The organism is bacterium SCSIO 12827, from assembly GCA_024397995.1.
Lineage (GTDB): Bacteria > Pseudomonadota > Alphaproteobacteria > Rhodospirillales > Casp-alpha2 > UBA1479.
In genome coordinates this window covers 1,802,951-1,817,242 of sequence record CP073746.1, presented here as the reverse complement: position 1 = coordinate 1,817,242, position 14,292 = coordinate 1,802,951, and the positions used below count along the sequence as shown (strand labels likewise).

The 14,292-nt window shown below is 62.5% G+C and carries 14 protein-coding genes; all 14 read right to left on the bottom strand.

Annotated elements, in window-relative coordinates; genetic code table 11:
- Window positions 1-69: 69 nt before the first annotated feature.
- The gene (locus tag KFF05_08565; GenBank protein ID UTW53373.1) at window positions 70-762 is read right to left on the bottom strand and encodes an ABC transporter ATP-binding protein; all 693 of its coding nucleotides are present in this window, start codon (window positions 760-762) and stop codon (window positions 70-72) included.
- Entirely contained in the window at window positions 755-1,984 is a 1,230-nt protein-coding gene (locus tag KFF05_08560; protein UTW53638.1) for a lipoprotein-releasing ABC transporter permease subunit, read from the bottom strand. Before KFF05_08560 ends, KFF05_08565 begins: the two co-directional genes overlap by 8 nt.
- Window positions 1,985-2,013: 29 nt before the next feature.
- Complete coding sequence (locus KFF05_08555; GenBank protein ID UTW53372.1) at window positions 2,014-3,333, bottom strand: proline--tRNA ligase; 1,320 nt, start codon at window positions 3,331-3,333, stop codon at window positions 2,014-2,016.
- A 467-nt stretch (window positions 3,334-3,800) separates the two neighbouring features.
- A complete protein-coding gene (locus tag KFF05_08550; protein ID UTW53371.1) occupies window positions 3,801-4,040 on the bottom strand; it encodes a DUF1467 family protein in 240 nt (79 codons plus the stop codon).
- A 5-nt stretch (window positions 4,041-4,045) separates the two neighbouring features.
- Complete coding sequence (mce, locus tag KFF05_08545) at window positions 4,046-4,450, bottom strand: methylmalonyl-CoA epimerase (GenBank protein ID UTW53370.1); 405 nt, start codon at window positions 4,448-4,450, stop codon at window positions 4,046-4,048.
- A gap of 44 nt (window positions 4,451-4,494) precedes the next feature.
- Window positions 4,495-6,207: a ribonuclease J gene (locus KFF05_08540; protein ID UTW53369.1), complete on the bottom strand. Its 1,713-nt coding sequence runs from the start codon at window positions 6,205-6,207 to the stop codon at window positions 4,495-4,497.
- Window positions 6,204-6,977 (bottom strand): type III pantothenate kinase, encoded by a 774-nt coding sequence (locus tag KFF05_08535; GenBank protein UTW53368.1) that lies wholly within the window; start codon window positions 6,975-6,977, stop codon window positions 6,204-6,206. Before KFF05_08535 ends, KFF05_08540 begins: the two co-directional genes overlap by 4 nt.
- Before the next feature lie 17 nt (window positions 6,978-6,994).
- Window positions 6,995-7,771 carry a biotin--[acetyl-CoA-carboxylase] ligase gene (locus KFF05_08530; GenBank protein UTW53367.1) on the bottom strand — a complete coding sequence of 259 codons (777 nt, stop codon included), beginning with the start codon at window positions 7,769-7,771 and terminating at the stop codon, window positions 6,995-6,997.
- 15 nt (window positions 7,772-7,786) lie between these two features.
- Window positions 7,787-9,247, bottom strand: coding sequence for an NADH-quinone oxidoreductase subunit NuoN (gene nuoN / locus KFF05_08525; protein UTW53366.1), 1,461 nt, complete (start codon window positions 9,245-9,247; stop codon window positions 7,787-7,789).
- 16 nt (window positions 9,248-9,263) lie between these two features.
- Window positions 9,264-10,766 carry an NADH-quinone oxidoreductase subunit M gene (locus KFF05_08520; GenBank protein ID UTW53365.1) on the bottom strand — a complete coding sequence of 501 codons (1,503 nt, stop codon included), beginning with the start codon at window positions 10,764-10,766 and terminating at the stop codon, window positions 9,264-9,266.
- A gap of 7 nt (window positions 10,767-10,773) precedes the next feature.
- Window positions 10,774-12,735: an NADH-quinone oxidoreductase subunit L gene (gene nuoL, locus KFF05_08515; GenBank protein ID UTW53364.1), complete on the bottom strand. Its 1,962-nt coding sequence runs from the start codon at window positions 12,733-12,735 to the stop codon at window positions 10,774-10,776.
- Between the two features lie 10 nt (window positions 12,736-12,745).
- Window positions 12,746-13,057: an NADH-quinone oxidoreductase subunit NuoK gene (gene nuoK, locus KFF05_08510; GenBank protein ID UTW53363.1), complete on the bottom strand. Its 312-nt coding sequence runs from the start codon at window positions 13,055-13,057 to the stop codon at window positions 12,746-12,748.
- Between the two features lie 2 nt (window positions 13,058-13,059).
- Window positions 13,060-13,671 carry an NADH-quinone oxidoreductase subunit J gene (locus KFF05_08505; GenBank protein ID UTW53362.1) on the bottom strand — a complete coding sequence of 204 codons (612 nt, stop codon included), beginning with the start codon at window positions 13,669-13,671 and terminating at the stop codon, window positions 13,060-13,062.
- A gap of 118 nt (window positions 13,672-13,789) precedes the next feature.
- Window positions 13,790-14,278: an NADH-quinone oxidoreductase subunit NuoI gene (nuoI, locus tag KFF05_08500; GenBank protein ID UTW53361.1), complete on the bottom strand. Its 489-nt coding sequence runs from the start codon at window positions 14,276-14,278 to the stop codon at window positions 13,790-13,792.
- Between the last annotated feature and the right edge of the window lie 14 nt (window positions 14,279-14,292).

Genomic DNA, 14,292 nt, shown 5'->3' with positions numbered 1-14,292 from the left:
ACGCTAACAGATATTGGAAACCCGACACACGCGGATTTGATGACGGCCGGACTGCGATGTCCGTTGGTGCTATTCGGGAAACAGGAAGCCGTCGGTCAAACGCAGGGTGCGGTCCATCTGCGCCGCGAGGCGCGGATTATGGGTGGCGATCAAGGCCGCCAGCCCTGCCCCCCGGGCCAGGCGCAGGAGGATCGAGAACACTTCATCCGCCGTATGGGGGTCCAGGTTGCCGGTGGGCTCGTCCGCCAGCAGGACCTTGGGCGCCGTCGACAACGCCCGGGCGATAGCGACGCGTTGCTGTTCGCCGCCGGACAGCCGCGCCGGACGGTGGGTCAGGCGTTCGGACAGGCCCATCCAGTTGAGGATTTCCATGGCCCGGTCCTTGGCGTCCTTATGGGGGATGCCGGAAATGATCTGCGGGATAATGACGTTTTCCAGCGCCGAGAATTCCGGCAGCAGATGGTGATGCTGGTAGACGAACCCCAGGTTGTAGCGCCGCATCAGGGTGCGTTCTTCGTCCCCCATGGCGGAACAGTCCTGACCACCGACCTCGATCGTGCCGGCATCGGGGGATTCCAACAGACCCGCGATATGCAGCAAGGTCGATTTCCCCGCCCCCGACGGGCCGACCAGGGCCACGACTTCGCCCGGTCGCACGGTCAGGTCGATGCCCTTGAGAATTTCCAGATCCGCCCGCCCCTGGTGGAAGGTGCGCCGGATGCCGCGCAGCGCCAGGGCGGGCACCGTCCCTGTCTCACTCATAGCGCAGGGCCTCGGCCGGGTCCGTGCGGGCGGCCCGCCAGGACGGATAGATGGTCGCCAGGAACGACAGGCCCAGGGCCATCCCGATCACGGCGCAGACCTCACTCCAATCGACGACGGCGGGCAACTGCGACAGGAAATAGATTTCGGCGGCGAACAGATCCGTGCCCGTCAGGCCCTGAATCCATTGCCGCACGCCCTCGATATTATCGGCGAAGGCGATGCCCAGGACCGATCCCGCGACCGTGCCGATCACGCCGACGCTGGCGCCGGCGATCAGGAACACCCGCATGACCATGCCGCGGGTCGCCCCCATGGTGCGCAGGATGGCGATGTCCCTGCCCTTGTCCTTCACCAGCATGATCATGGACGAGATGATATTGAAGGCCGCGACCAGGATGATCAGCGTCAGAATCAGGAACATGACGTTGCGTTCGACCTGGATAGCGTTGAAGAAGCTGGCGTTGGCCTGTTGCCAATCATGGATGCGGCCGATCCCCGGCACGGCGCCGGCGATGCGGGTTTTGACCTCAAGCGCCTCGTCCGGGTCACGGATGAACACCTCCAGCGACGATACGGCCTCCTTCGGGAATTTGAAGTAGACCTGAGCATCAGCCAGATCCATGAACACGAAGCTGGAATCGTATTCGTACATGCCGACCTCGAAGGTCGCGGCGATGCGGTAGGCCGCCGTGCGCGGTACCGTGCCGAAGGCCGTTGCGCTGCCCTTGGGCGAAATCAGGGTGATCTTGTCGCCGACGCGAAGCCCCATTTTTTGCGCCAGGCGGTCGCCGATCACGACGCTTTGCCCGCCGTCCTTGAAATCGTCGAGGGAGCCACGGGCGATGTTGTCGGCGATCAGCTTGCGCCGCGCCAGATCGGCATGGCGAATGCCGCGTACCAGCGCCCCTTGTGCCGTGCCGTTGGCCGTCGCCATGACCTGGCCCTCGATCAGGGGGGTCACGCTGATCACGCCGCGCAGGTCGCGGATACGCTGGCCGATGGGGTCGAAATCCTTGAGGTCGCGGAACTGGCCCTGCACGCTGAGATGACCGTTCAGGCCCAGGATGCGGGTCAACAGTTCCTGGCGGAAGCCGTTCATCACCGACATGACAATGATCAATGTGGCAACGCCCAAGGCGATGCCGAGCAGCGAAAACCAGGCGATGACGGAGATGAACCCTTCTTGCCGGCGGGCGCGCAGGTAGCGCAGCGCCATCATCCATTCAAATCGGCTGAACACGGGGCGCGCTATCCTTCTTTGTTGGTCAGGCGTGCGAGGGCCGATTCACGGCTGATTTCCGCGCGTTCGCCCGTCGCCCGGTTCTTCAGTTCGACCATGCCCTTTTCCAGGCCGCGCGGCCCGGCGATCAACTGCCAGGGCAGACCGATCAAGTCCATGTCGGCGAACTTGCCGCCGGCCCGTTCGTCACGGTCGTCGTAAAGCACGTCCTGCCCCGCCCCCATCAACTGTTCGTACATTTCCTGGCAGGCCTGATCGCAGGCCGCGTCGCCGGCGCGCAGGTTGATCAGACCGACGCGGAACGGCGCCACTGCTTCTGGCCAGATGATGCCCGCATCGTCATGGGACGCCTCGATAATGGCGCCGACAAGGCGCGACACGCCGATCCCGTAGGATCCCATTTCGCAGACGATTTCCTGGCCGTCGGGACCGGTGACCTTGGCCCCCATGGGTTCGGAATACTTCTTGCCGAAATAGAAGATATGCCCGACCTCGATCCCCCGGGCCGTAATCAGATCATCGCCGAGGGCTGCTTCCTGCGCCGGATCGCGCTTGTCGTCCGTGGCGGCATACTTTCCGGTGAAGGTATCCATTACACCGCTCAGGTCGCCGTCGAAATCGACACCGTCGAGCCAATTGTTGTCGAGAAAATCCTTATGGCAGGCGATCTCGCTTTCGCCCGTATCGGCCAGGATCAGGAATTCGTGGCTCATGTCGCCGCCGATCGGCCCCGTGTCCGCGGCCATCGGGATCGCTTTCAGCCCCATGCGCGCATAAGTCTTCAGATAAGACACGAAATGTTTCTGATAAGACTTTCTGGCACCTTCATAATCCAGATCAAATGAATAGGCGTCCTTCATCAGGAATTCCCGCCCGCGCATGACCCCGAAGCGGGGCCGCACTTCGTCGCGGAACTTCCACTGGATGTGATAAAGCATCTTCGGCAGATCGCGGTAGGAGCGCACGGCGTCAGCGAAGATCTGAGTGATCTGCTCCTCGTTGGTCGGGCCGTAGAGCATGTCCCGATCGTGACGATCGGTGATGCGCAGCATTTCGGGGCCGTAGGCGTCGTAGCGTCCCGACTGGCGCCACAGTTCCGCCGGCTGGATCGTCGGCATCAGGACCTGCTGGCAGCCGATGGCGTCCTGTTCTTCCTCGACGATGCGGGTGATGTTCTTAAGCACCCGATAGCCCAAAGGCAGCCAGGAATAGATCCCCGCCGAAGACTGGCGGACCATGCCCGCGCGCAGCATCAGCCGGTGCGACGCGATTTGCGCGTCGGCGGGCGTTTCCTTCATGGTCGGCATGAAAAAGCGGGAAAGGCGCATGCGGGCCGGGGTCCTTCCGTTAACGGGTTGTCTCTGCGGGATGGGCAGTCGAAGTGGTTTGCGACACCGGACCCAAAAGCCCGGTAAAGGGTTCAAGAACAAGGGAAGGTCATACCTTGTCCACGGGGGCTTTGTCCACGGGCCCATGATCGGCCAGCGTCATCGGTCAATCTACGTATGGAGGTATCTTTGCCCCTGTGCAATCAGCAGGTTAACAAAGAAACCTAGGTGCAGCCTTGAGAAAAAGGGTGACCCGACTGGGGCTCCGGGTAAGATGCCCTCGCTCGCAATGACGAGTACCTGCCGGTCAGACTGGGCCCGGGTTTTGGGAGGAAAAAAGCAAGAAGCAATAATTAAGCGGCAGCCTTCAAACGGCGCGAAGCTTTAGAGAATTCTGGACTTGAGTAGGGCAAGACCGTAGTGGTCTTGCCTTTATTTTTGCCTGCGGGGGATGGCTTTGGCCGGACCTACTGGCGGAAGCTGATCAACCCGGATTCGTGCAGCCAGTAGAATCCCGCGAAGATGATCCCGGCAAGCACCGAGGTGGCGGCGAACTTCAACAGGATTCGCGGCTTGGCCGGCGATCCCGGGTCCTCGCCCGGGTTGAGGTCTTCGGGATCAACCCGACGCACGCCCCAGGGCAGCACCGCGAACAGCGCGATCCACCAGATCACGAAATAGACAGCGAGGCCGGTTTGCCAGCTCATAACAGTTAGGCCTGTTCCAGTTCGATGAGGGTGCCGTTGAAATCCTTGGGGTGCAGGAACAGCACCGGCTTTCCATGGGCGCCGATCTTGGGCTCGCCGTCGCCAAGGACGCGGGCCCCCTGCTCTTTCAGATGGTCGCGGGAGGCCAGGATATCGGCGACCTCATAACACACATGATGAATGCCGCCCGACGGATTCTTGTCGAGGAAGCCCTGGATTGGTGAGCCCTCACCCAGGGGATGCAGCAGTTCGATCTTGGTGTTCTCCAACTCCACGAAGACCACGGTAACGCCGTGGTCGGGTTCCGGCTGCGGCGGCGAGACCTTGGCACCCAGTGTGTCGCGGTAAATCGCGGTCGCGGCGGCCAGATCGGGTACGGCGATCGCCATGTGGTTCAATTTTCCGATCATGTCGCAGAATTCTCCGTCACGGTTGTCCCTGCCCCTTGTCTTTATCAGATACGCACCAAATGCACCGTTGTCACGGGCTTCATGTCCAATTGCCCGCGGAATGTCCGCCGCACGGCCAGGCGCACGGCCTCACTGACGGCCGCATCGTCGGCCAACTTGCGCGGCGGCAGGGAGCGCACGGCGTTGATCGCCGCCTCGCGGGCGGCATCGACCACCGGGTCGTTGTGCTGGTCCTCGGAAATGCCCAGGGTGGTGATCTGCGGTTCTTCCGCCAGGCCGCCGTCGTCGACGGCGACGGTGACCGTGACCACGCCGTGCCAGACGCCGCGGATGCGTTCCTTGATCAGGTTGCCCTCCATGGGCACCAACCGCCCGCCGATCAGGGCCAGCCGCCCGGTCGGCACATGGTCGACGACCTCAAGCGCCCCCGGCGCAAGGCGGGTCATGGTGCCGTTGGGGGCGACGATCGCCGCCTCGACCTGGCATTCGCGGGCCAGACGCGCGTGTTCGTGCAAGTGGCGCAATTCGCCATGGACCGGCACCGCATAGCGCGGCCGCACCAGCTGATACATATGCGACAATTCATCCCGGTTGGGATGGCCCGAGACATGGATGAAGGCATCGCGTGAGGTGATGATCCGCACGCCGCGCGCCACCAGATCGTTCTGCAGGCGGGCAATCGAGGTTTCGTTGCCGGGAATTTCCCGGGACGAGAAAATCACCCAGTCCCCCTCGCCCAAGGAAATGCGGGGATGGTCGCCGGAAGCGATGCGCGACAAAGCGGCCCGGGGCTCACCCTGGCTGCCCGTGCAGATGATCAGGACCTTATCGTCGGGCAGGCTGTCGGCGTCGCCTTCGTCGAGAAAGGCCGGTATGTCGGCCAGGTATCCGTTCTCTCGGGCAGCGCTTTGGATACGCCACAGGGAACGCCCGGCGAGAACGACCTGGCGGCCTGTTTCCTGGGCCGCGCGGGCGATGGTTTCAAGCCGCGCCACGTTGGTCGCGAAGCAGGCGACAGCCACCCGGCCCGAACAGCCGGCGATGACCTCGGTCATGCTGTCCAGAATCTCGCCTTCGGACCCGGACTGGCCCGGCGAAAAAACATTGGTGGAATCGCAGACCATGGCCAAAACGCCATCGTCGCCCAGGGCCCGCAGGGCCGCCTGGTCCGAAACGTCGCCGATCACCGGGTCGGGATCGAACTTCCAATCACCCGTGTGCAGCACCGTGCCCAAGGGTGTGCGCACGACCACGGCGTTCGGTTCGGGGATCGAGTGGGTCAGCGTGATCAATTCCAACTCGAACGGCCCGACGGAAAACGTGCCCTGCAACGGCACGACGGTGACGTCGGCATCGTCCTCCCAACCCGGCTCGGCCAGCTTGCGGGCCAGGATATGGGCCGTGAACGGCGTCGCGTATATCGGACACTTGAAACGGTCCCACAGGTATTGAACCGCACCCAGGTGATCTTCGTGGGCATGGGTCAGCACCAGACCGTCAAGCTGACCGGCGCGTTCCTCGATAAACGACGGATCGGCCATGATGACATCCACCCCCGGCGGCCAGCCGTCGGAAAAGGTGACGCCCAGGTCGAGCATGATCCAGCGCTCCTCCCCCGGCGGGCCGTAGCCGTAGAGGTTCAGGTTCATGCCGATCTCGCCGGCCCCGCCCAGGGCAACGAACACGAGTTCGTTGCCACCCGGGTTGGCGTTGGCCGTTTTCGATTTCGCCTTCTTCGGCTTTGCCGGCTTGGTCATGCCGTGTTGTTCCGGTGGATCATGTAAAGCCCGTCCAGGGTCAGTGTGCCGTCCACCAGTTCGATGGCCTTGGTCGCGTCAAGGAACAGGGGCGCCAGGCCGCCGGTGGCGATGACCCGGGCGTCGGCCCCCGTCTCCATCTGGATGCGCCGAACGATGCCTTCGATCAGGCCGACATAGCCCCAGAACACGCCCGACTGCATGGCGGTGATGGTATCGCGGCCGATCACCCTGTCCGGCCGCTCGATACTGATCAGCGGCAGCTTGGCCGCCGCCTGATGGAGCGCCTCCAAGGACAGGTTGATGCCCGGCGAAATGACGCCCCCCATATAGCTGCCCTGCCCGTCAATGACATCGAAGGTCGTCGCCGTGCCGAAATCGACGATGATCAGCGGCCCGCCGTATTTGGCATGAGCCGCCACCGTATTGACCAAACGGTCGGCCCCGACCTGTTCCGGGCGGTCGACCAGCACCTTGATGCCCAGGTCGACATCCGCGTCGCCGATCACCAGGGGCTCGATCCCGAAATAGTCGCGGCACAACCCGACCAGGGGGAAACGGTTGTTGGGCACCACCGTGGCCAGGATGGCGTGGGTTATCCCAGCGGGGTCGATGCCGTTCATTTCCATGAGCGGCCGCAGCCAAACGGCGTGTTCGTCCTTGGTGCGCTCCAGCTTGGAATTGGCGCGCCAGGATCCCTTGATGGCACCGTCGTCGCCGAACACGGCGAAGACGATGTTGGTATTTCCGGAATCGATTGCCAGCAGCATGATGCCCCGCCCCGCCCTCAGGCGTCCCGGCTTTGCGGGAAAAAGACGTCGCCGGCGGTGATCGTGCGCAGACCGGATGACGTTTCCAGGATCAACGCGCCGCTGTCGTCCAGATCCTTGAATGTGCCGGTCAGGGTTTCGTTGGCAAGCCGCACTTCGACCTCCTTCCCAACCTGGCCGCAGCGCCACAGCCAATTCTTGCGCAGGCGCTCAAACCCCTCGTCGACCCAGATGCGGGTCCAGGCCAGGAAGTGCCGCCCGAAGCTTTCAAGAAATTCGGGCACCAGAACGGCCGTTCCCTCGTCCAACATGCACGTCGCGGGGAATTCCACATCCTCGGGAAAGCTGCGCAGGTTGACGCCGACACCGACGATGACGAAATCGGGCTGCGCGTCGGCGGACGCGGCGCCCTGGGCCTCCAGCAGAATGCCCGCGACCTTGCGCCCGGAAATCAGCACATCGTTGGGCCATTTGGTATGGGCTTCCGTACCCGGCTGGGCCAGGCTGCCGATGGCGTCGAACACGGCAAGCGATGCGACGAAACCGAACTGCGCCGCATCTCTAAGGGGCACATCCGGGCGCAGGATGATGGAGGCGTAGAAATTGCCCTTGGGACTGACCCAGGTGCGGCCCCGGCGACCCCGTCCGGCGGTCTGCTCGGCAGCCCAGATCAGGGTGCCCTCGGGCGCGGCTTCGGCCCCCTGCTCGGCCCGGCGTCGGGCTTCCGCATTGGTGCTGTCGACCGTGTCGAGTTCGACAAGGGTGAACAGTGACGGGAGTCTTGGCGCGTCCATGACGGACTTCACTCTCTACCCTGCAAGGAGGGCTTTCGCCGCCGCCGCCGCGGGCTCCAGGATCAGATTCGGCTGGATGAAGAAGAAGCAGATGATGAAGGCCGTGACGCCGATCAGAATTTTCAATTCACGGCTGACGCCGGCGTCCAACGGATCCTCGGCATCCTCGAAGTACATCACCCGCACAATGCGCAGGTAATAGAACGCGCCGATGACGCTGGTCAGCACACCGATGATCGCGACCGCCATCAGGCCGGCATCAACAGCCGCCCAGAAGATGTAGAGCTTGGCGAAGAAGCCCGCCAGCGGCGGCACGCCGGCCATGGAGAACATGAAGACCAGGAACGCGAAGGCGATGGTCGGATGGGTTTTCGACATGCCGGCCAGATCGGAAATCTGTTCGACCATGCGGTCGCCGCGCTTCATGCACAGGATGCAGGCGAAGGCGCCGACGTTCATCACCAGATAGATGGCGAGATAAACCAGAATGCCGCGCACACCCGTCTCGTTGGCAACGCAAAGCCCGATCAGGGCATAGCCGACATGGCCGATGGAACTGTAGGCCATCAGGCGCTTGATGTTCTTCTGCGCCACGGCGGCGACGGCGCCCAGGATCATCGAGGCGACGGAGATGAAGATGATGACCTGACGCCAGCTGTCGGCGGCCTCGCCGAAGGGCTCCATCATCACGCGGGTGAACAGGGCCAGGGCGGCGATCTTGGGGGCGACGGCGAAGAAGGCCGTGACCGGCGTCGGCGCCCCTTCGTAGACATCGGGCGTCCACATATGGAACGGCACGGCCGAGACCTTGAAGGCCAGCCCCGCGACCACGAAGACGATGCCGACAACCAGGCCGACCGAGGGCGCCCCGCCCTTCAACAGATCGGCCAGGACTGAGAAGTTGGTGGTGCCGGAGAACCCGTAGACCATGGAAGCGCCGTACAGCAGCATGCCCGAGGCCAAGGCGCCGAGAACGAAGTACTTCAAGCCAGCCTCGGTAGAACGCTGATCGTCGCGCTGGAACGAGGCGATGACGTAGAGCGACAGCGACTGCATCTCCAGCCCCATGTAGAGCGAGATCAGGTCGTTGGCAGAGATCATCATCATCATGCCGAGGGTCGCGAACACGACCAGCACGGCATATTCGAACCGCGCCACGCCGTTGCGTTCCATGTAGCCCGCCGACAGCACGATGGCGCAGCCGGACGCGATCAGCACCAGAACCTTGGCATAGGTCGCGAAGCCGTCGACGACGAACATGTTGTTGAAGGCCATCAACTGGCGGTCGGCCAGCATGACGACCAACAGGATGGTCAGGCCCAGCACGCCAACGGAAAGCCCGGAAATCAGACGGAAGCTTTTCACATCCTGATCGGCGAGCGCACCCTTTTGGAACACACCCAGCATCAGCAGCGCCATGATCATGCAGGCGACGAAGATTTCGGGCAGGGCCGGAATGATTTGATCGATCGACATCTCGTCCGGTTCTCCCTTAGCGCCCGGCCAGATTGGTGTGGCCGGCCGCGGCCAATGCCGTTTCAACATGCTTCAGCAGGTTTTCAACGGACACATGCATGACGTCAAGGAACGATGACGGATAAATCCCCATCCACAGGGTAATAACGACAAGCGGCGCGAACACCGCGATCTCGCGCTTATCCATGTCGAGGATCTTGCTCAGGTGTTCTTTGGTCAGCTTGCCGAAGATGATCCGGCGGTAGAGGTACAGCATATAGACGGCCCCCAGGATGACGCCCGTGGCGGCCAGCGCCGCGACCCAGCTGTTGGCCTGGAAGGCCCCCAGCAGGACCAGGAATTCGCCGACAAAACCACCCGTGCCCGGCAGACCGACGGAGGCCAGCATGAACAGCATGAAGGTGATGCCGTAGACCGGCATGCGTTCGACCAACCCGCCGTAATGGGTGATCTCGCGCGAATGCTCGCGGTCATAGACGACGCCGACGATCAGGAACAGGGCCGCCGACACGACGCCGTGGCTGAGCATCTGATAGATCGCCCCCTCAACCCCCTGCACCGTCATGGTGAAGGCGCCGATGGTCACGAAACCCATATGGGCAACCGATGAATAGGCGATCAGCTTCTTCATGTCTTCCTGGGCCAGGGCGACCAGCGAGGTATAGATCACCGCGATGATCGACAACGTGTAGATCAGCGGCGTGAACATGACACTGGCTTCGGGAAACATGGGCAGCGAGAAGCGCAGGAAGCCGTAGCCGCCGAACTTCAGCAGTACCCCGGCCAGGATGACCGAGCCCGCCGTCGGCGCTTCGACGTGGGCGTCAGGCAGCCAGGTATGCACAGGCCACATCGGCATCTTGATCGCGAAGGACGCGAAGAAGGCGAGCCATAGCCACGGTTCGAGTGCGGTCGGGAAGTCATGCACCAGAAGCTTGGTGATGTCCGTCGTCCCGGCGTCGAAGTACATGGCCAGCATGGCCAGCAGCATCAGCACCGAGCCCAGCAGGGTGTAGAGGAACATCTTGAACGAGGCATAGATGCGCCGCGGGCCGCCCCAAACGCCGATGATGATGAACATCGGGATCAGGACCGCTTCGAAGAAGATGTAGAACAGGAACAGGTCGAGGGCCACGAACATGCCGACCATGAAGGTTTCCAGGATCAGGAAGGCGATCATGTATTCCTTCACGCGAACCTTGATCGATTCCCAGCTGGCCAGGATGCAAAGCGGCGTCAGCAGCGTGGTCAGCAGCACGAACAGCATGGAAATGCCGTCGATGCCGACCCGATAGGCGATCCCGGCCATGGGCATCCAGGCCGCTTCCTCGACGAACTGCATGGCCGCCGTGGTGCGGTCGAAGTTGAACCAGATCAACAGCGACACGATGAACGTGCCGCCCGACACCCACAACGCCACGCGTCGTGAATTTTCCGGGTTATCCGCCGGGATGAACGCAATCAGCGCCACGCCGACAAGCGGAAGGAAAGTGACCAGCGATAGAATGGGCCAATCCATGGTCGTATCACCCCGCCTTCGTCAATAGATACCAGGTCACCAGCACCACGATGCCCGCCAGCATGGCGAAGGCATAATGGTAGAGGTAGCCGGTCTGCAGCGCCGACGCGCGGCGTGCAATGTTCTGCACGGCGGCGGACACGCCGTCGGGGCCGAGCCCGTCGATCAGCGTACCGTCACCCGTTTTCCAGAGATTGCGCCCCAGGTAGAAGGACGGCTTCACGAACACCTTGTCGTACAGCTCGTCGAAATACCATTTGTTGAGCAGGAACTGGTAAATGCCCTGGAACCTGGCGGCAATCGCCCCCGGAATGCCCGGCGCGAACATGTAGAACACATAGGCCATGGCGATCCCGGCAACACCGACGACAAGCGGCAGCAGCTTCACCCAAAGCGGCACGTGATGGGCGTTTTCCAAAGCCTTGTGGTGCTCCAGCACGACAATGGATTTGCCCCAGAATTCCGCCATGTGATGGCCGACCATCAGGTCATAGGCCAGCACCCCGGCAAGGCAAGCCCCGCCCGCCAGCACGACCAGCGGCAGAACCATCACCATCGGGCTTTCATGGACATGGGCCATGGTCGTCTCGTCGGCGCGCGGTGCGCCGTGGAACGTCATGATCAGCAGGCGCCAGGAATAGAACGCCGTCAGGAAGGCGGCGGTGATGCCAAGCCAGAACGCGTACTGGCCGACGCCCGTATGCGCTCCCCAGGCGGCTTCAAGCACGATGTCCTTGGAATAGAACCCGGCGAAGGGCGGAATACCGGCCAGCGCCAGCGAGCCGATCCACATCAGGATGTAGGTCACCTTGATGTGCTTCCAGATGCCGCCCATCTTGCGCATGTCCTGTTCATCGGACATGGCGTGGATGACCGAGCCGGCGCCCAGGAACAGCAGCGCCTTGAAGAAACCGTGGGTCATCAGGTGGAAGATGCCCGCCGAATAGGCCGACACGCCGCAGGCGAAGAACATGTAACCCAGCTGCGAACAGGTCGAATAGGCGATCACCCGCTTGATGTCGTTCTGCACGCAGCCGATGGTCGCCGCAAAAATACAGGTCGAGGCGCCGACGATGGTGACCACGGTCAGCGCGACCTCGGAATATTCGAACATCGGCGACAGACGCGCGACCATGAAGATACCGGCCGTGACCATGGTCGCCGCGTGGATCAGCGCCGACACGGGCGTCGGGCCCTCCATGGCGTCCGGCAGCCAGGTATGCAGGCCCAACTGCGCCGATTTACCCATGGCGCCCACGAACAGCAGCAGGCAGCACACGGTCAGCGCATGGAATTCACCGCCGAACACGTTCAGCGTGGCGTCGGCCTTGCCGGGCACGGCCTGGAAGATGGTGTCCAGGTTGACCGTGTCGAACAGCATGAAGGTCGCGAAGATGCCGAGCGCGAAGCCGAAATCGCCGACCCGGTTGACCACGAAGGCCTTGATGGCCGCCGCGTTGGCTGACGGGCGATCATACCAGAAGCCGATCAGCAGATAGGACGCGAGCCCGACCCCTTCCCAGCCGAAGAACAGCTGCACCAGGTTGTCCGAGGTGATGAGCATCAGCATGAAGTAGGTGAACAGGCTGAGATAGCTCATGAACCGGGGGATCGACTTGTCGTGGTGCATGTAGCCGCAGGAATAGATGTGCACCATGGCCGACACGCCGGTCACGACGATCATCATGACCGAGGTCAACTGATCGACCCGCAGCGCCCAGGAAACCTCCAGGCTGCCGGAATCGATCCAGGTAAACAGTTCCGTCACCCGGGCGTTACCGTCGAGCGCCACGTCCTTGAACAGGATGATCGCGCAGATGGCCGACAGCACCAGACCGGTGCAGGTGATCCACTGCGCCAGGGTGTCCATTTTGTGCTGCTTGTGTTTGTCCGCCTGCGGCATGAACACGATCACACCGGCCAGGACCGCGCCGACGAGCGGCAGGAAGACAGCGATAATTTCGATCATGAGCCGCTCCCTAGCCCTTCATCATGTTGATGTCTTCGACATCGATGGACCCGCGGTTGCGGAAGTACACGACCAGGATGGCGAGGCCGATGGCCGCCTCGGCCGCGGCGACGGTCAGCACGAACAACGCGAACACCTGGCCCACCAAATCGCCCAGGTGGGACGAAAACGCGACCAGGTTGATGTTCACCGCCAACAGCATCAGTTCGACCGACATCAGAATGATGATGACGTTCTTGCGGTTCAGGAAGATGCCGAAGATGCCCAGCGTGAACAGGATCGCCGCGACGGTCAGGTAATGGGACAGGCCGATTTCAAACATCCTCAGATCCCCTTCCCGACTTCGACCTTGCGGACTTCGACCGTATCCGTGCCGCGCGCGTTCTGATCGGCGATGCGCTGGCGCTTGACGCCCGTGCGCCGCCGATGGGTCAGCACGATCGCGCCGATCATGGCGACCAGCAGGATCAGGCCCGCGGCCTGGAACAGATAGACGTAGTGCGTATAGACGATCTCACCCAGGGCATGGGTGTTGGTCGTGCCCTTGGCGATCGGCGCCGCCGCCTCGGCCAGCTTGGCGCCGCCGGCAATGGACTGCCAGCCGCCGGCCACGACGACCATTTCCGCCAGCAGGATCAGGCCGACCAGACCGCCCAGCGGCAGGTACTGCAGAAAGCCAGAGCGCAGTTCCGTGAAGTTGATGTCCAGCATCATGACCACGAACATGAACAGCACCGCCACGGCGCCGACATAGACGACGACCAGGATCATGGCCAGGAATTCGGCCCCCAGCAGCACGAACAGCCCGGCCGAATTGAAAAACGCCAGGATCAGGAACAGCACCGAATGAACGGGGTTCTTGGAGGAAATGACCAGCACGCCCGCGGCCACGGCGATGAAGGCGAACATGTAGAACGCCAGGGCTTCGACGATCATCTGCCGCCTCCCTTCACGTTCCCTGTCCGCGCCATGGCGCGGCCTTTGTCCTCAATTCCCCTCATACTTTCCTCGTCAGTCCTTCTAGTCTTGTTTCGGCCCCGATCAGGGTGAATGGTCAGCGGTAGGGCGCGTCGGCACGCAGCCGCTCGGCCAGTTCCGTTTCCCAGCGGTCGCCGTTGGCCAACAATTTGGTCTTGTCGTACAGCAGTTCCTCGCGGGTTTCCGTGGCGTATTCGAAGTTCGGGCCCTCGACGATGGCGTCGACCGGGCAGGCTTCCTCGCAATATCCGCAGTAGATGCACTTCACCATGTCGATGTCATAGCGCGTGGTGCGTCGGGAACCGTCGTCGCGGGGTTCGGCCTCGATGGTGATCGCCTGGGCCGGGCAAATAGCCTCGCACAGCTTGCAGGCGATGCAGCGTTCCTCGCCGTTGGGATAACGGCGCAGCGCATGTTCGCCGCGGAACCGCGGGCTCAACGGGCCCTTCTCATAGGGATAGTTCAAGGTCACCTTGGGCTTGGTGAAGTACTTGAGCGTCAGCGCCATGCCGGCGACAAGTTCCTTCAGGAACAGGGCCTTGGCGCTTTGTCCGATGAAGCTCATGGAACTCTCCTAAA

Bases quoted from the DNA above. Each gene is read 5' to 3' on its own strand.
- KFF05_08565 (UTW53373.1), bottom strand. From the start codon at position 762: ATGAGTGAGACAGGGACGGTGCCCGCCCTGGCGCTGCGCGGCATCCGG.
- KFF05_08560 (UTW53638.1), bottom strand. From the start codon at position 1,984: ATGATGGCGCTGCGCTACCTGCGCGCCCGCCGGCAAGAAGGGTTCATC.
- KFF05_08555 (UTW53372.1), bottom strand. From the start codon at position 3,333: ATGCGCCTTTCCCGCTTTTTCATGCCGACCATGAAGGAAACGCCCGCC.
- KFF05_08550 (UTW53371.1), bottom strand. From the start codon at position 4,040: ATGAGCTGGCAAACCGGCCTCGCTGTCTATTTCGTGATCTGGTGGATC.
- mce (UTW53370.1), bottom strand. From the start codon at position 4,450: ATGATCGGAAAATTGAACCACATGGCGATCGCCGTACCCGATCTGGCC.
- KFF05_08540 (UTW53369.1), bottom strand. From the start codon at position 6,207: ATGACCAAGCCGGCAAAGCCGAAGAAGGCGAAATCGAAAACGGCCAAC.
- KFF05_08535 (UTW53368.1), bottom strand. From the start codon at position 6,977: ATGCTGCTGGCAATCGATTCCGGAAATACCAACATCGTCTTCGCCGTG.
- KFF05_08530 (UTW53367.1), bottom strand. From the start codon at position 7,771: ATGGACGCGCCAAGACTCCCGTCACTGTTCACCCTTGTCGAACTCGAC.
- nuoN (UTW53366.1), bottom strand. From the start codon at position 9,247: ATGTCGATCGATCAAATCATTCCGGCCCTGCCCGAAATCTTCGTCGCC.
- KFF05_08520 (UTW53365.1), bottom strand. From the start codon at position 10,766: ATGGATTGGCCCATTCTATCGCTGGTCACTTTCCTTCCGCTTGTCGGC.
- nuoL (UTW53364.1), bottom strand. From the start codon at position 12,735: ATGATCGAAATTATCGCTGTCTTCCTGCCGCTCGTCGGCGCGGTCCTG.
- nuoK (UTW53363.1), bottom strand. From the start codon at position 13,057: ATGTTTGAAATCGGCCTGTCCCATTACCTGACCGTCGCGGCGATCCTG.
- KFF05_08505 (UTW53362.1), bottom strand. From the start codon at position 13,671: ATGATCGTCGAAGCCCTGGCGTTCTACATGTTCGCCTTCATCGCCGTG.
- nuoI (UTW53361.1), bottom strand. From the start codon at position 14,278: ATGAGCTTCATCGGACAAAGCGCCAAGGCCCTGTTCCTGAAGGAACTT.